The sequence below is a fragment of the Burkholderia sp. BCC0044 genome, assembly GCF_902832955.1.
Lineage (GTDB): Bacteria > Pseudomonadota > Gammaproteobacteria > Burkholderiales > Burkholderiaceae > Burkholderia.
Map to the genome: position 1 here is coordinate 715,237 of NZ_CADFDO010000002.1, position 16,376 is coordinate 731,612.

Below are 16,376 nucleotides of genomic sequence, written 5' to 3' on the forward strand. Positions count from 1 at the left end.
AAGGCAGGGCGACAACGTAGAAGAGGAGGAGCACAGCACATCGGGCGGGCCCCGATGCCGGTTGTTGCAGAGCGGTGCGGGCGGCGCGGTTGGCCGCCCGCCCCGGTTCACAGGCAATCCGGTGCGTGCGGTTGCGCGCGCATCGTTTTCGTTGATCACACCATGACACCGAATCAACCGTTTCTCGCGTCCCAGCGCGATGTGCTGCTGCTGCTGTCCCGAATCCTGCTCGTGATCCTGTTCGTGATGTTCGGGTGGAAGAAGATTGTCGACTTCTCCGGTACGATCGCGTTCATGGGAAGCGAGGGCGCGCCGGCGCCAATCATCTCGGCGGCGATCTCCGTCGTGATGGAGCTGTTCGTCGGGATTGCGATCCTCGTCGGTTTCCAGACGCGGCCGCTCGCGCTGCTGCTTGCGCTGTATACGATCGGCACCGGCATCATCGGCCATCACTACTGGACGATGACGGGCGGCGAGCAGATCAACAACATGATTCATTTCTACAAGAACATCGCGATCTCGGGCGGCTTGCTCGCGCTCTGCGCGGCCGGGCCGGGGCGTTTTTCGATCGATCGCGGATAAGCAGACCCGAGGCGCGTGCATGGGGCGCGTGTCGGACGGTCGAGATTTCGAGGGGGCATCATTTTGCGACTCAAATACTTCGCATGGCTGATTGCGGCCGCCACGCCGGCGGCTGCGTTTGCGCAGACGAGCGTCACGCTGTACGGCCGGATCGACGGCGGCATCGAATACCTGAACCACATCGCGAAGCCGAACGGCGGCAGCGGGACGCGCTGGAGCGCGGAAAGCGGCGACTGGGGCACCAGCATGTTCGGGCTGAAGGGCGTCGAGGATCTCGGCGGCGGGCTGTCGACGGTCTTCAACCTGGAAACTGCGTTCCAGGTGATGAACGGCCAGACGGGCGGCGGGCGCATGTGGTCGCGGCGCGCGTACGTCGGGTTGAAGAGCAACACGTGGGGCCAGCTGCAGGCCGGCCGCAACCTGTTCATCGACAGCGACGGCGTGTGGGAATTCGATCCGTTCGTCCAGCAGGCGTTTTCGTCGGCGTCGCTCGTGCGGGGCCGCAACTGGCAGCAGAGCAGCAACAACATCGAATATCACAGCCCGGTGATCGGCGGCTTCGACGTGCAGGCGCAATACGCGTTCGGCAACCAGTCGCGCGGCTTCAACTATGGAGCTGCCGACGATTTCGGCCGCTCGGACGGGATCATGATCTCGTATCACTCGCCGGTGCTTGATGTGCGCGGCATCTATGACGAGCTGCGCGATAACAACGGCAAGTTCAGCAATATCTTCACCGCGTCGCGCGAGTACTTCGTCGGCGCGAACGTGAAGGTGTCGAAGTTCAAGATCCAGGGCGCGTATACGCACTACCAGGCGCCGGATAGCCCGGCCGGTGTCGCCGATCGTGCGGATCATTACTGGCTCGGGGCGACGTATGCGGCGACGCCGCAGTGGGCCGTGACGGGTGGTGGCTACTACGTGAAGGTCGGCGATGGTGGCGGTGACGCGTCGCACGATCCGTCGGGTCACGCGATCATGTATGTGCTCGGCACCACGTACAACCTGTCGAAACGCACGTTCCTGTATGGCACGGTCGCGTATGCGCGCAACGGCGGGAATTCGAACTTCTCGCTGCTCGCGACACCGCGGGATGCGACGTCGGGGACGAGCCCGATAACGGGTGAGTCGCAGACGGGTGCGTATGTGGGGATGATGCATACGTTCTGAGTGCGGGCGCTGTGCGTTGGTGAAAAAGGCTCGGGTGATCGAACCCGAGCCTTTTGCGTTTACAGCGCTTGCGAAGCGTTGTGGCGAGCATATAGGTTCACCCAGGAGCGCATGGCTTGCATGAGCATTGCGTTGCCGGTAGCGCGCTCGACGTGTTCACACTCTCTGACGTTTACGGGCTCGAAGTTCAAGGCGAATGACGCGTATGCGATCGGTCGCTATCCGACTGATGTGAGCCGCTATTCGATCCGTTCGGCCGACAGCACGGGCGTGTGCATGCAAACCGCGCATCGGCGACCAGTACCGCACGAAAACCGAGGCGAACGTTCGTGCGGCATGCCGTGCCGATGGGGCACCGAGTCTTCATTCGGGCCATTACGATTTTGCCGACGCCGCCGAATGTAGCCGCTCGATGAGTCGCGAGCCCGGCTGCCCGCGACATTGTCGTGCTCGAAAGCATGATGTAAGTTGAGCGGGAGTCGTTTCGACGCGCCGCGATACTGAATGTGAAACATCATCAGCGTACGACTGGATGGATCTCGATTCGATAGGGTGAATTCCGGCTCGGTGCGATTCAGCGCTTCGAACCGCCTCGATACCTGAAGGCCTCCGCAGTGCCCGCAATTTTGGGCCTTCTCCTTTTGATGCGATACCAATCTGCCGCCCGGCATTTCACGGCGGCCGTTTTTGTTACGACAAGGTACGGGGTAGGCTGATGGCTTTCGATGTCCTGAACAAGGCACTGCGCGCGCAATACGTGCAACACGGACGAATTGTCCGACTCGATACGCCGCTTGGCGAAGACTGGTTGGTCCCGCTTTATGTCCGGGGGCGAGCGTGCCTCGGGCGAGACTTCGAATTCACGATCGACGCAACGTCGACGCGACTCGAAACGATTCAGGCCAAGGCGCTGATCCGGCAATCGGTGACGCTGTGGATTCGGCAAACGGATGGCAGCGAAATGCCGATTCACGGTTATGTGACTGCGTTCAGCCGCTTGGGCGGGGACGGAGCCAACACCTACTACCAGCTCCGCTTCAATTCGTTCCTCGCGCTGCTGAGGCTCGGTAGTGACAGGCGTGACTGGATCGAGACGCCCGCGCAACAAACCGTGTCCGATGTGTTTGGAAAGTATCCGCAGGCGGCCGGTAACTTTACTTGGCAACTGCGTCAATCGTTGCGCTCGTATTCTCAGCGGATGCAATGGGAATCCGACTGGAACTACGTCCACCGTACATTTGAAGAACTCGGTCTTTTTCCGCGTTTCGATATCGCGCAGGACGGCAAGTCTCACAAGGTTGTCATCATGGACGATCTTTTCTCGGTTCCCGAGTTGAAGCACAAGACCATTTTGTTTAGCCGCTCGGTGCAGAACGAAGAATTCGATGGTCTTAGCGAGTGGATCGACTCGCAAGAAATTCAGTCGGCCGAACTCGACACGGGCACATTCGACTACAAACGTCCGGACCTTTCCAAGCACGTCACGATGCCCGCGTTCGATCTTGACGATGTACCGGGGCTGGGCGAGCAGTATGAATACACGGGGTCACATACGTGGTCGGATCGCGACATGGGCGAGGCTCAGGCAAACGTTGTCACCGAAGAATGGCGCTCACGGGCGCAACGCTTCTACGGTGTGGGCGCATTGCGTTGCGCATGGCCTGGTCGCTATGGCCTGCTGACCGGGCACCCTGTGCACGATGCACAGTCGGAACAGGATCGCGAGATGGCGATTCTTTCCGTGAACTGGCTCATCCAGAATAACGTGCCGGGACTCGAGAACCTGATGCGTTTTCGCAGGAGCCTACGCGCTGAAGTCGAGCAAGCGCGCGCGAGTGGTGCGGGTTCGTCCGTGCGCCATGACGACGGTGGCGTTGGATTCTTCCACGTCGAAATCGAAGCGCAACGGCGCCGCGTCGCGTTTCGTAGCCCGTTCGAACACAAGAAACCGATCATGCAGCTTCAGACGGGCATCGTTGGCGGCCCGGAGGACGAAGAAATTTATACGGATGCGATGCTGCGAGCGAAGGTCCGGCTGACGTCCAATCGACTCAATGACGGCGATCAAAACGTATCGGCGTGGATACGCGCAGCGATGCCCGACGCGGGCCACAAGCGCGGCGGCATGTTTCCGCTGCGCAAGAACGACGAAGTTTTGATCGGCTTCATCAACGGTGATTGCGATCGCCCCGTGATCCTGTCGAGAATGCACGGCGGCGAAAGCATGCCCGAATGGCACACGCACGGGCTGACTTCGGGCTTGCTGTCGCGCGAATACGGCGGTGAAGGTTATAACCAACTGATGATGGACGACGCAAGCGGGCAGAACCGCGTGCACTTGTACTCGACGAGTTATAGCTCACATTTGCACCTGGGCTATCTGATCCAGCACTCGGGCAACACGCGCGGTGCGTTCATCGGGCAGGGCTTTGACCTGAAGTCATTGGGCTACGGTGCATTGCGGGCCGAACAAGGGCTCTACGTTTCGACGCAACCCGCCGCGACCCAACCGCTGAGTGTGACGGCAGCGTCAGAACAGCTTACCCGCGCCGAAGCAATGCTCGCGACGACGTCGAAGGCGAGCCAGACGAATCGGGCGCAGAGTCAGCAAGACGGCCACGATGCACTGAAAACTTTTACGGACGCGACGCAGCACCCGGTGGCTGGCACGACCAAGGGCGGCCGCACGGCAGGCGGCGGCACGGGCAACGCGAACGGCTTCGCGAAGCCGATCATGCTGCTGTCGAGTCCGGAAGGCATTGCCGCATCGACGCAAGGGTCGGCGCATATCACGGCAAACAAGCAAACCAACGTGGTTGCCGGAGAGGACATCAACCTCGCAGCCGGACGGGCGTTACTCGCCAGTGTGTTGGAGCAAATCAGCCTGTTTGCGGAAAAACTCGGCGTCAAGATCTACGCGGCGAGCGGCCCGATAGACCTTCAGGCGCAGAATGATTCGATGAGTTTGGCCGCTTCGCAAGATGTGAAGATTACGGCGGGCAAGAAGATGTATCTGTCGGCTGATGAAATCTGGATTGGCGCGAACGGCTCGTATATCAAGCTGACGGCAAACATGATCGAGAACGCAACGTCGGGGCAGATTTTGGAAAAGTGCGCGGATTGGGAGAAAGCAGGAGCTGCAAGCGGTTCGCTGAAAAATCCGCTGAATTCGTCGCCGGTCTCGGTCGACGGCGGTCGTTTCACAGTGTTCTCCGGTTAAACCGCGCAGCGGGATCGTTCCAATACAAGAAATCCTGAAACCGAATCCGAGTCGGGAATCATGAGCAAGACAACGCCTAAAAAGAAACACCATCCACCGGCCGCTCCAAAATCGGCCCCCAAACCTGCCGAACCGGCGGATACGTCGCTGAGCTGGGCCTACCCCTTCACACCGGTAGGCAAGGACGACGCGGCCGACCCGATGACCTATTTCACGGCGCTGGCCAAGTGCGAAAACGGCTTTTATCCGCTCGGCGTCAGCGGCATGTGGCACGGTGGCGTGCATTTCGCCGACGGCAGTGCGGAAATGCTGAAGCAGGACAGCGGCGTGCGCGCAATTGCGGACGGCAAGATTGTGGCGTACCGGCTGAACACGAAATACGAGGAAACGACGTACCCGAACAACGTTGGTCTGGCGCACTACTCGACCGGCTTTGTACTGGTCCGCCATGAACTGAAATTACCGCCGAAACCGGCCCCGAAAGAACCCGCGAAACCGGCTCCGGCATCGGCCCCCGCATCGGCTCCCGCGCCTGCATCGACTAACACCGCGCCCCCGACGTCTGCACCAGCCGACAATCCGTCGTCCAACACCAAAGACAAATCCCTCGTGTTCTTCAGCCTGTACATGCACACGATGGATTGGGAAACCTATCAAAAGGGGATGGGGCAAGCGAAAACGGATCGGCATCCGGTCCAGCCACTTCCGTCACCGATGTCATATTGGGAAGGCGACCGGTACTATCGGGTGGGCAGCAAGGCGAAGGACAAGCAAACCGTTCCGAAGCCGAAAGCGCCTGCGCAGCCGCCCACGACACGGAACGATGGGGCCGACAATCTCCCTATCAACAACACGAACCAGAACGAACCGTCGCCCGCAGATAGCGGTCAAGATGCCAGCCCTCCGGCGCCGGGGACAGGCTTGCACATTCGAGAGTTGCCGAACGGAAAGAGCAAGATTATTGGTGTGTTGCCGACAGGGGCCGAAATCATTGCGGGCGAAGGTGACCCTGCACACCCGGACTGGATCAAGATCAAGTCCATTAAATCGGGCACGGTTTTGTCTGCCGAAGTTGGTAAGCCGGTGTCTCCGCAAGCACAGTGGAGCTATGTGTTCAAAGGAGAACTGGATGCCGTTGTCGATCCGCAGCCGCTCGATACGGTCGTGATCCTGAAGGAGCCGCAGCGCGTCAAGGCGGGCGAAGTCGTCGCGCATGTCGGCCAGTATCAATGGCCCAGGAAGGCGAGCCCGATACCGCCGAAGCCGAACTACCCGATGTTGCATCTCGAAGTGTTCGCGGGGCCGGACCTGAAAGACTTCATCGATCAAAGCCGTGCGCGTGCGAAAGAACTGAACGATAAAAACAAACCGCTTCTGGAAATCGAGCCAGGGGCCAAGCTGGTCAGCGAAGTGCCTGCGCCGGATCAGAAGCTGACCCAATCCGGGTTGAAGCTCGTGCCGATAGGCGATGCAAAGGGCTCGCGCTGGATTAAGGTACAGCCGAAGAGCGTGACGACCGTGCCCGCGAAGGGCAAGCAGAAGGCCAAGCAAAACTTCGCAGACGTTGGGAAACCGATGTGGGTTGAAAGCAGTCTTGCGAACACGATCAGTACGGCGAATGTCGCTGGATGGCAAAACTTTCCGCTGGACGTTTCCAACGCGAGCGGGCCGGGCGCGGACTTCCGGGACGTACTTCTCCGTACGCAGCTCGACAAACTTGGTGCGGACAATGTCGCGATCGACGACAAGGGACATCACTGGTGGAACATTACGATTGGTTCGAAGGATGGATCCGCGCGGCAGGGATGGGTGTGCGACACCGGCCACCACGGCGTGCAGTTTCGTAGCCCTTGGGAATGGCCGGGTTTCGAGTTGGTAGACAATGGTAGTGTCAGCCCTGCAGACATGTTCAAACGCCATATCCATACGACCGAACAATATCTGGCGGACGAGGAAGGTACCGAGTTCATGGGGACGGCGGCGAAGGTCAATGCTGGTGAACTCATCACGAAACTGGAAAAGGCGATCGACACGAACCAAGACGGGAAGGTAACAGCGCAGGAACTGAAGGACGCACTGGAAACGCGTTGGATGGCCGAAGCGGTTTCGCACCTTGTCGTGCGCAATGAAACCGAATGGGGAGGCGGTCTCGGCAAGTGGGAGGAACTTAATCCGCTCATGCAGAAGCAGACCGAGATGTGGAAGACGGAACTTGACCGGCTCGCGAAGCTTCAGTGGTGGGAGCAAATCAAGGGTGTCGATGGCTTCCCCACGGACCTTTCGCCTTGGCACCTCCATCCGATTGGGTTGATCGGGAATTTTGCAGGGAAAAATCTCGTATGCAAGAAATGTGGCGCAGTTATCACGTTAACCAAGGATTTTTTAAGAAAAATTGCGCCAGGGGCCAAGAGTGATTTTGTTGATGAATTGATTCTCGCATCAACCGATTTGTTTAAAAATTATGGGGTCAATAGTTGCAGGCAGATAAAGCACTTATTGGCTCAAGCTAAGGTGGAGACGACTCGCTTCACCTCATTTCGCGAATCTCTTAATTATCAGAGCTACACTGGGAAGAGTTTGTATAGAATGGCTCCGACGGCGATTGATAAGGGGTTTGCGAGAAAGAATATAAAGTTTTCGTCTCAGGATGAAAAAATAAAATGGATTCAAGATCACTTGGTTGCAAATGATGCAGCCTATGCAGAGCATTGCTTTGGGACGAATGATCAGCCGGGAAAAGATTTTCGCGGCCGGGGTCTGTTGCAGTTGACTTTCTATGAAACCTACCAACGGTGTGCAAAGGCAATTTGCTATCCTGTAGATAGTCAGCCTGAGCTTGTGGAGGCAAATAATCACGTTATTATAGAAAGTAGTCTATGGTATTGGCATAGTACAGGGATCGGTGCGATTGCGGACGATCCAGCTACTAGAGGTGACGAAGGAGTCAGGAGTGTTACCAAGCCAATTAATTCGGGCTATAAGGCACTCGATGAGCGACAGCAGTATCATAGGGAGATTTCCCTTGAATTTAATAAAGATTTTTCATCCGGGTGCACTGATGACTAAAAGTATTTTTGCGCTGGCGACTATTATTATTTGTGGCTCGGCATGTGCGGAGAGCACATGTGCGGATATTCACGGTCAGCAAAGTTATCCGCCGCTGAATATAGGAAGCGGGAGTGTTTGCTTTATTCGGGAGCCTGTGCTAGCCCCAAAGACTAAAGAGTCAATTGGTGCTGACGCAATTTCTTTGTACTATATTGCAAATGGGAGTGTCCCGGTCAAAGCGGAAGGACGAGGGCTTCTTTACGATGATACGCCCGGAAAAATCGTAGACGCGTTTTCGTCAAGCATCGATCGCGGCCACACAGAGAATATTTTTGTAATCCACTCAATGAATGTTCGAAGCTCGCTTGTTGAGCCGAATTCGTCTGGAAAATTTTATTCGGTTTCTGTTTTTGATTTGGTTGACAAAAAACTTCGCCGCGACGAGCGGGCATCCGAATGGTTTGGGGCAGACTATAGTTGGTTGTCGGATGGGCGAAATATAATTTATAAATTTCCATATCAGTCAAAGATTGATGTTTTGCGCGCGATTGATTCCCAATTTTCTTCATTGATGCGTAATGGAGAGAAAATCCCGGTTGTCGTCAATAAAAAAAGCTATCTTTTTGACGATTTGAGCATAAAAAATAAAACTCGCAAATACCTAATAAAAGGGGATCGAGCTGTTGTTGAAGATGTTTCTGCAGGGTGGTGTCGGGTCAACTACTCGTCGGGAAAAGCGCCGCTGGATATGTGGTTAATGTGTACAACCCTTGATGCCGCGTCGCAATAGAGAGTGTGACTTTAGGGTTGTTGCCAATCTTGTCTGGATTGAGTGCAAAAATATGTCGATCAATATTATTCGAGTTGGCGACGATACCGACCATGGCGGCAAAGTCGAAACGGGTTCATCGACTATGAAATTCGATGGCCGCTACGTCGCGCGCAAAGGCGACCGGGTGTCGTGTCCGCAGCATCCCGACGTGTCGCCGAATGTCATAGAGGAAGGCGACGACTCGATGAAGGACAACGGCATTTCGATTGCGCGACACGGCCATCGTGCTACATGCGGTTGTCACCTGATTTCGAGCCTCGTGTAACGCTACAACAGCGGCGCGGTGCCCGGCCGCATCGGGCACCGCACGATCAGGGAGCCGTCGTTCTTCGATAGCACGACAAGCTGCGTAAAGCTGTTGGCGGGCGCGTAGCGCGACAGGTAGAGGTCGAGCTGAAGGATCAGCGCGCCCATGCTGTTTTCAATGAACGCGTTCTCGTCTGCCGCCATCACGATTTCGAAGCCTCTCACAAGGGCTGAATGCGGCTTGATCGCCAGTAATCGTTCGACGACGTTTCGCTTTACGAACGAAATCCCGCCGACGTGTTCGGCGCGTCGGTCGCTCGGCGCAAGCTGGCGCAGGAGCTTCACGAAGTCCGGCCACCCCTCACGGGTCAACTGCGTCAGGTTCGCCGTCGTCAGCGCAATCACGCGCCACTGCGCTTCCGTCTCACGGGATGCGCTATAGGTCGGTGTCGGCTGTTTCAACAGGGTAATCCTGCAAGGCACTTGATCGTTTTCGTTTTTTAAATCGCCCTTGGGCGAACCGATCCGCATCCGCGACGGCCAGTGGCGATTTGTGCACGTGAGGTCGGCACTCAATTGCATCGGCGTCTTCGCCGCCGCCGTCCCATCCGCGCGCAGCAGCACAAGCGACGTTTCACGTCCGGGGTAATGGGTTGCCGCGTAGGGATCGTGACGCGCGAGCCAGAACCGTTCGCCGGTTCCCGCTTTCCACGCGTTCAGCGGTGGAATATCGGTCCCGTCGGACGGATCGCGAACCGCGTCAATCGAATAGATGCCGCGCATGGCCGGGCGATTCGGCTTCGGCACGAGGGGATAGTCCGCGACGATTTCGCCGCGTGACGACTTGACGCCCGCTTGCGCAAACAGATTCACGATTGGCGTACAGAACAACCGGAGGTTGTCCGCCGATAACGGGGCGAGTGCCTGCGCGATGCGCGAATCGGAGTGTACGCCCTCAATTGCGAGATGCAGGATGACGCGCCTCGCGCGGTCCATTTGGGCGGGCGGAAGAAATCGGTGTAAATGAATATCGAGGAAATCGAACTTGTCCGGAAATCCGACGTGTTCGAGCAGCGGTTGAACGAGCGGTGAGGTTCGGGACGGCGGCAGCAATATGTCGGCCGGGCCGAACCCGACCGGTGTGACCGGTATCCTCGCAATTGGCATCCATCGTCCGCTGTCGTCCCCTTCGACGTATGCGCCCCGGACGCGCAGCAGGACCGTATCCAGCAGCGCGACGACTGTCTGGCGTTCTCCGGCGAAGTGGACGCGCAGCGTGTCGGGCAAAACTGCTCCGAGCGGCGCGGTGGCGCCCGTCGATTCGATCGTGATGGAAATGAAGCTGGTTGTGTTCGGCGGCAATGCGACTTGTGCCGGTGCGACGGTGCTGCGCGAGAATCGAGCGTTTGCGATGCGGATCGGCGCAAGCGTTACGTCATAAGCGGTTCGAAAGCGAACTTCCCCGCCGCGCGACGTGAGCTGCATGCCACGCGGCAAGACGGTCGGCTTGTTCGGTAATTCTTTGATCGGATCGAAGCGAGCGATCGAACATGAAGGGAACAGTCGCAAGTAGTGCGGATGCAAGACATGAAGCAACGCTTCCGTGAACTTCGGTGCGCCGTCGTCCAGGTTGGCCCGGATTTCGGCTGCAATCAACGCGAACGCCTGCATCATCCGCTGGACGTGTGGGTCGTCCGTCTGTCCGCCTGTAAAGCTCAGGCGGGCCGCAATTCGTGGATAGTCGTTGGAGAAGGTTGCGAACTGATCTTCCAGCTTCGCCAGTTCCTGTTCATAGTAGCCGCGCAGCTTGTCGTGCATATCCAACGTCGTAAGGCCTCTGCAGGTCACGACGTGCGTCGTATTGTCCAACGGTCATCGTAGTCGAATCTTCATTCTCCGAGTTCCCGCAGCCCAATAGTCCGACGCCCAAATATGAGTCTGATGAGATTACGGCAACTGCACGACGGCGGGAAAAAGCCGCTTACGTTCGCATGCAATTGATATTCAGTAACCGATATTGATGGATCTTTGCGTCAGCCGAGGTTTCCTCAATCTCGGCGTGAATATGTTTCGCAATGTGAACTTCGAGGGGCGGCTTGTCGAGGTAAAGTCGGGACGGTAGCCGCCGCGGAAAGACCCCGTCCGGAACCGGCGGGGCCAGTGAGGTATCTTGCGAAAGGCGTCGAGGGTCTAGACGGCGGTGATGCGTCGCACGACTCGTCGGGGCACGCGATGATGTGCGTGCTCGGCACTGACGCTATTGCAACGCGCGCACTCGCGTACCGCAGTCCGATCGGCATGCCGTGTATCAGAACACGCACGCCTCGGTCGTCGTCAGCGTCGCAAACGGTCCGCCAAGCGTCGCATTGTGATGCGCGACGATCCGCTCGGCTGCCAGCGCGGGCGTATCCATGCAGGTATGCGCATCCGCAACGAGCACCGCGCGAAAGCCGAGATCGCCGGCCGCGCGGCACGTCGTATCGACGCAGTACTGCGTCTTCATCCCCGCAATCACGATCTCGCCGATACCGGCCGCATGCAACCACTCGGCGAGTCGCGTGCCTGCGAAGCAACTCGGGCGAGTCTTGTCGAACACGATGTCGCGTGCGGTATCGATCGCAAGCTCCGGGAGCAGCGCGGCCAGCGGTGCGTCGGGCGCGGTCGGCGAGCCGGCCGGGCCGGTGTGACGCACCGCGAACACGGGCGCACCGGCTTCATGCGCGCGACGAATCAGCCGGTTGATATTGGCCAGCACGCGTTCGCCGTCATGCGGACGATCGGGACCATGAAACAGCCCGACCTGCATGTCGATCACGAGCAGCGCGCGTTTCGGGGAAGGGGCTTCGGACATGGTGTTTCTCCTGAGTGGCCGATGCAGACGGAGAAACGAAAAGACCCCGTCCGGAACCGGCGGGGCCTGTGGGAATCGGTGACGCTACGATCTTGCGCGCACTCGCCGCACGGGCCCGCCGAAGGCGGTCGTGCGCGTGGTCGTCGAAAGGGTGATCGTGGCGTTGTGCATTGGCCGATGATGCCCGATGTGTGCGCGCAACGTCAATGACGCTCCACGTACCGCGTACCGGCCACCGCTCAATCCAGCGCCTTCCCGGCCTTCTCGTCCATGCAGCGAATCGCGAGCAGTGTGAACAAGCCACACCCGATCGCGTACCACGCCGGCGCATTCGGATTCCCGGTCGCCGCGATCAGCCACGTGACGAAGAACTGCGCGAAGCCGCCGAAGATCGCGACGCCGACGCTATACACGAGCGCACCGCCCGTCGCACGCACGGCCCGCGGAAACAGCTCGCCGAGCATTGCCCCTGTCGCACCGATGTTGATCGCATGCACGATCGACAGCGCAGCGATGATCGACAGCAGCGACGTGGCGCCCGGCCAGCGGTTCAGCGCGATGAACGCCGGGTAGATCGCGGCCATCAGCACGATGCGCGTCCACCAGACGATCCGGTTGCGTCCGTACACGTCCGACAGGTGGCCACCGATCGGCGTCACGAGCATCAGGATCGCACCGGCGACGCAGCCGGCCGTCATCGACAGCCACGTCGGCAGGTGCAGCACCTGCACACCGTAGATCGCCATGTAGAACACGATGATGTAGTGGATCGACGTGCCGCCGATCGTCACGCCGAGGCCTGCGAACACGGCCTTGCCGTGATGGCGCAGCACGTCGGCGAGCGGCAGCGACGCGACCGGTTCGTCGTGCGCGGCGGCGGGCGAGGGCACCGCCGCCGGGACTTCCTCGACGGTGCGGCGCAGCCAGTAGCCGAGCGGCACGAACAGCGTGCCGATGATGAACGGCACGCGCCACCCCCAGCTTTCGAGTTGCGCGGCGCTTAGCGTCGACGTCAGCGCGACGCCGGTCAGCGCGCCGGCGAGCGCGGCGAGCCCCTGGCTCGAGAACTGGAACGACGCATAGAAGCCGCGACGATGCTGCGGCGCCTGTTCGAGCAGCAATGTCGTCGATGCACCGACTTCGCCGCCCGACGCGAACCCCTGCAGCAGCCGCGCGAGCACCAGCAGCAGCGGCGCGGCGAGGCCGATCTGCGCGAAGGTCGGCGCGACCGCGATCGTCGCGGTGCCGAGCGCCATCAGCAGCAGCGTGAGGATCATCGCCTTCTTGCGGCCGGCGCGGTCTGCATACATGCCGATCACGAGCCCGCCGAGCGGACGCGTGACGAAGCCGACACCGAAGCTCGCGACCGCGAGCATCAGTTGTCCGAATGAAGAATGTACGGGAAAGAACAGCTTGCCGATCAGGATCGCGAAGAAGCTGTAGACCGTGAAGTCGTAGAACTCGAGCGCGTTGCCGACGGCGGCGGCCGCGATCAGCCGGCGTTTCTTTGCGGCGGCGCGGGCATCGACGGGCGTGCCGGCGTACGGAAGGGCGGACGTTTCCATGGGGTTCTTCCCGTTAAGCGCGAAACTGCGTGGAGTGGGACCGTCAGGCCGCGAGCCAGGCTTCGGCGACGCGCACCCAGTAGCTCGCGCCGATCGCGAGGATGTCGTCGTTGAAGTCGTAGCCGGGGTTGTGCACCATGCAGCCGCCCTTGCTGCCGATCCCGTTGCCGATGAACGCATAGCAGCCGGGGCGCGCCTCGAGCATGAACGCGAAATCCTCGCTGCCCATCAGCGGCGCGGCGTCGGTTTCGACGCGTTCCGCGCCGAGCATCTGGCGCGCGATGTCGGCCGCGAACGCGGTCGGTTCCGCGTGATTGACGAGCACCGGGTAGCCGTAGTCGTAGTCGACTTCCGCGGTGACGCCGAAGCTTTCCGCCTGGCCTTTCACGAGCGCTTCGATGCGGCGCGCGAGCAGTGCGCGCACGTCGGCGTTCAGCGCGCGCACCGACAGTTTCATCACGACGGTTTCGGGAATGATGTTGAAGGTCTCGCCGGCCTGCACGCTGCCGACAGTGATCACGGCCGCATGCTGCGCATCGACCTCGCGCGCGACGATCGTCTGCAGCGCGACCATGATGCTGCCCGCGGCCGACATCGGATCGCGTGCGAAATGCGGCATCGCGCCGTGGCCGCCGACGCCGCGCAGCGTGATCGTCACGCGGTCGGCCGACGCCATCGCGGCGCCGGTGCGGAACGCCATGTCGCCGGCCGCGCGGCCCGGCATGTTGTGGATCGCGAAGATCGCGTCGCACGGGAAGCGGTCGAACAGGCCGTCGTCCATCATTGCCTTCGCGCCGCCGAAGTTTTCCTCGGCCGGCTGGAAGATCAGGTTCAGCGTGCCGGAGAACCGGCGCGTGGCCGCGAGGTGGCGCGCCGCGCACAGCAGCATCGCGGTGTGGCCGTCGTGGCCGCATGCATGCATCTTGTTCGCATGGCGGCTTGCGTACGGCAGGCCCGTGGTTTCCGCGAGCGGCAGCGCGTCCATGTCGGCGCGCAGCCCGACCGCGCGCGTGCCTTGCCCTTCGCGCAGCACGCCGACCACGCCCGTCTTGCCGATACCGCGATGCACGTCGTAGCCCCAGCCGGTAAGTAGCTCGGCGACGAGGTCGCTCGTGAGCGTCTCTTCGAATGCAAGTTCCGGATGGGCGTGGATGCGGCGGCGCACCTCGACGAGCTCGGGGGCGATCGCGGCGATGCCGGGGATGACGGGGTTCACGGCTTGCAGCATGGTCTCTCCAGTGCGGCTGGTGGGGCGTTTGACGCGCATATGACGACCAAGCATATAAATTTCTTTTGGGTACCAGAAGCTGCTAAATTGCTTTGGTGCACACCGTCGGTTGCCGCTGGGGAATACCCTGAACCACTGCGCGGCGCGGCGCACAGGGTTTCCCCGGATCACACATTGCGGCCATGAAATACCATCAGCTGAAAGCGTTCGTCACCGCCGCGGAGGAAGGGAGCATTCGCGCGGCCGCGCGGCGTCTGAACGTGTCGCCGGCAGCGCTGACGAAGGCGGTCAAGGAGCTGGAGATCGCGCTCGGCGTATCGCTCGTCGTGCGCACCGCGCGCGGCGTGCAACTCACCGCGTTCGGCCAGCAACTGCAGGTGCGCGCGCGGCTGATCGTCGCCGAAATGCAGCGCGCCCGCGACGACATCGAGCAGGCACAGGGCGCGATGACGGGTTCGGTCTCGGCGGCGATCACGCCGGCGGCGGCGGTGACGATCCTGCCCGACGCGTTTCGCGCGTTCCGGCGCCGCTTTCCGGTCGCACGCGTCAATCTGGTCGAAGGGTTTCCGGGCGTTGCGCTGCCGCGCCTGCACGACGGTTCGCTCGATTTCGCGGTGGCCGTCGTCGTGCCGGAGCTGCTGGCGGCCGAGTTCGATCATGCGGAGCTCTACGCGAGCCGCTCGCTGATCGTCGCGCGCAAAGGGCATCCGCTCGCGTCGGCCACGTCGCTCGCCGATCTCGTCGAGGCCGACTGGCTGATGAACCCGTCGCCGGAAAGCTCCACGCAGGTGCTGTTCAACTCGTTCGTCGCGCACGGGCTGCCGGTGCCGGCGCGCGTCGTCGAATGCCCGAGCTTCGGTCTCGCGCACAGCCTGATGACCGGTTGCGACCTGATCGCGTCGATGCCCGAGCAATTGCTGCAAGGCGAGTGGGCGCGCGATCAGCTCGCGGTGCTGCCGATCCGCGAGCGCTTGCCGGGCGTATCGGTGCAGGTCGTCACGCGCCGCGACAGCCCGCTGACGCCGGCCGCGGCGATGCTGCTCGACTGCCTGCGCGATTCCGCGCGACGCAAGGGATTGAGGTGAGCATGCGCCCCGTATGGATCACGTAGTGATCCTGACGATCACGACGCCGGCATGCGCCGGCCGCGCGCCATTCCGGCGCACCTTGCGCGAGCCGGTATCATAGCGGCCGGCCCGCCGCTCCGGCCGGTTTTCAACCCCATCGCCATCCGGCATCCAGCAATCAGAGGCATCACATGACCAGTGCAACCCAATTCGACAACGTATCGGTCGTCAAGCGCGCGAACGTCTATTTCGACGGCAAGTGCGTGTCGCATACCGTGCTCTTCCCGGACGGCACGCGCAAGACGCTCGGCGTGATCCTGCCGTGCGCGCTCAACTTCGGCACGGATGCGCCCGAATTGATGGAAGTGCAGGCCGGCAAGTGCCGCGTGAAGCTCGACGGCAGCAGCGAATGGCAGACCTACGGCGCCGGCGAATCGTTCTCGGTGCCGGGCAAGAGCCGCTTCGACATCGAAGTGATCGAGACGCTCGACTACGTCTGCAGCTACCTGTAACGCGCTTCCCGCGCCGCAAAGAAAAAGCCCCGCCGAAGCGGGGCTGGTCGCAAGC

Annotated in this window: 12 protein-coding genes; 8 read left to right on the plus strand and 4 right to left on the minus strand. The window is 60.6% G+C overall.

The window, feature by feature from the left end:
• The first annotated feature begins 54 nt into the window (after positions 1–54).
• The 6 genes from HWX14_RS11775 (at position 55) to HWX14_RS11800 (ending at position 9,117) form a co-directional block, all read left to right on the plus strand.
• Positions 55–582 carry a DoxX family protein gene (locus tag HWX14_RS11775; RefSeq protein ID WP_347879821.1) on the plus strand — a complete coding sequence of 176 codons (528 nt, stop codon included), beginning with the start codon at positions 55–57 and terminating at the stop codon, positions 580–582.
• 63 nt (positions 583–645) lie between these two features.
• Positions 646–1,752 carry a porin gene (locus tag HWX14_RS11780; protein ID WP_175882876.1) on the plus strand — a complete coding sequence of 369 codons (1,107 nt, stop codon included), beginning with the start codon at positions 646–648 and terminating at the stop codon, positions 1,750–1,752.
• Positions 1,753–2,467: 715 nt separating this feature from the next.
• Positions 2,468–4,972 (plus strand): type VI secretion system Vgr family protein, encoded by a 2,505-nt coding sequence (locus HWX14_RS11785; protein WP_175882877.1) that lies wholly within the window; start codon positions 2,468–2,470, stop codon positions 4,970–4,972.
• A 60-nt stretch (positions 4,973–5,032) separates the two neighbouring features.
• The gene (locus tag HWX14_RS11790) at positions 5,033–8,038 is read left to right on the plus strand and encodes a glycoside hydrolase family 19 protein (protein WP_175882878.1); all 3,006 of its coding nucleotides are present in this window, start codon (positions 5,033–5,035) and stop codon (positions 8,036–8,038) included.
• Positions 8,031–8,810: a hypothetical protein gene (locus HWX14_RS11795; protein ID WP_175882879.1), complete on the plus strand. Its 780-nt coding sequence runs from the start codon at positions 8,031–8,033 to the stop codon at positions 8,808–8,810. Before HWX14_RS11790 ends, HWX14_RS11795 begins: the two co-directional genes overlap by 8 nt.
• Before the next feature lie 52 nt (positions 8,811–8,862).
• Positions 8,863–9,117, plus strand: coding sequence for a PAAR domain-containing protein (locus HWX14_RS11800; RefSeq protein ID WP_124699498.1), 255 nt, complete (start codon positions 8,863–8,865; stop codon positions 9,115–9,117).
• 2 nt (positions 9,118–9,119) lie between these two features.
• Here HWX14_RS11800 and tssF read toward each other — a convergent pair whose 3' ends face one another.
• The 4 genes from tssF to HWX14_RS11820 form a co-directional block, all read right to left on the minus strand.
• Positions 9,120–10,916 (minus strand): type VI secretion system baseplate subunit TssF, encoded by a 1,797-nt coding sequence (gene tssF / locus HWX14_RS11805; protein ID WP_175882880.1) that lies wholly within the window; start codon positions 10,914–10,916, stop codon positions 9,120–9,122.
• Positions 10,917–11,406: 490 nt separating this feature from the next.
• Positions 11,407–11,949 carry a cysteine hydrolase family protein gene (locus HWX14_RS11810; protein ID WP_175882881.1) on the minus strand — a complete coding sequence of 181 codons (543 nt, stop codon included), beginning with the start codon at positions 11,947–11,949 and terminating at the stop codon, positions 11,407–11,409.
• Positions 11,950–12,188: 239 nt separating this feature from the next.
• Positions 12,189–13,514 (minus strand): MFS transporter, encoded by a 1,326-nt coding sequence (locus HWX14_RS11815; protein ID WP_175882882.1) that lies wholly within the window; start codon positions 13,512–13,514, stop codon positions 12,189–12,191.
• Positions 13,515–13,557: 43 nt separating this feature from the next.
• Positions 13,558–14,742 carry a M20 aminoacylase family protein gene (locus tag HWX14_RS11820; protein WP_175882883.1) on the minus strand — a complete coding sequence of 395 codons (1,185 nt, stop codon included), beginning with the start codon at positions 14,740–14,742 and terminating at the stop codon, positions 13,558–13,560.
• Between the two features lie 182 nt (positions 14,743–14,924).
• Between HWX14_RS11820 and HWX14_RS11825 the strand changes: the two genes are divergently transcribed.
• Both HWX14_RS11825 and HWX14_RS11830 read left to right on the plus strand, forming a co-directional pair.
• Complete coding sequence (locus tag HWX14_RS11825) at positions 14,925–15,827, plus strand: LysR substrate-binding domain-containing protein (protein ID WP_175882884.1); 903 nt, start codon at positions 14,925–14,927, stop codon at positions 15,825–15,827.
• A 173-nt stretch (positions 15,828–16,000) separates the two neighbouring features.
• Complete coding sequence (locus HWX14_RS11830; protein ID WP_040140021.1) at positions 16,001–16,321, plus strand: pyrimidine/purine nucleoside phosphorylase; 321 nt, start codon at positions 16,001–16,003, stop codon at positions 16,319–16,321.
• The last annotated feature ends 55 nt before the right edge of the window (positions 16,322–16,376 follow it).

Bases quoted from the DNA above. Each gene is read 5' to 3' on its own strand.
- HWX14_RS11775 (WP_347879821.1), top strand. From the start codon at position 55: ATGCCGGTTGTTGCAGAGCGGTGCGGGCGGCGCGGTTGGCCGCCCGCC.
- HWX14_RS11785 (WP_175882877.1), top strand. From the start codon at position 2,468: ATGGCTTTCGATGTCCTGAACAAGGCACTGCGCGCGCAATACGTGCAA.
- HWX14_RS11790 (WP_175882878.1), top strand. From the start codon at position 5,033: ATGAGCAAGACAACGCCTAAAAAGAAACACCATCCACCGGCCGCTCCA.
- HWX14_RS11795 (WP_175882879.1), top strand. From the start codon at position 8,031: ATGACTAAAAGTATTTTTGCGCTGGCGACTATTATTATTTGTGGCTCG.
- HWX14_RS11800 (WP_124699498.1), top strand. From the start codon at position 8,863: ATGTCGATCAATATTATTCGAGTTGGCGACGATACCGACCATGGCGGC.
- tssF (WP_175882880.1), bottom strand. From the start codon at position 10,916: ATGCACGACAAGCTGCGCGGCTACTATGAACAGGAACTGGCGAAGCTG.
- HWX14_RS11810 (WP_175882881.1), bottom strand. From the start codon at position 11,949: ATGTCCGAAGCCCCTTCCCCGAAACGCGCGCTGCTCGTGATCGACATG.
- HWX14_RS11815 (WP_175882882.1), bottom strand. From the start codon at position 13,514: ATGGAAACGTCCGCCCTTCCGTACGCCGGCACGCCCGTCGATGCCCGC.
- HWX14_RS11820 (WP_175882883.1), bottom strand. From the start codon at position 14,742: ATGCTGCAAGCCGTGAACCCCGTCATCCCCGGCATCGCCGCGATCGCC.
- HWX14_RS11825 (WP_175882884.1), top strand. From the start codon at position 14,925: ATGAAATACCATCAGCTGAAAGCGTTCGTCACCGCCGCGGAGGAAGGG.
- HWX14_RS11830 (WP_040140021.1), top strand. From the start codon at position 16,001: ATGACCAGTGCAACCCAATTCGACAACGTATCGGTCGTCAAGCGCGCG.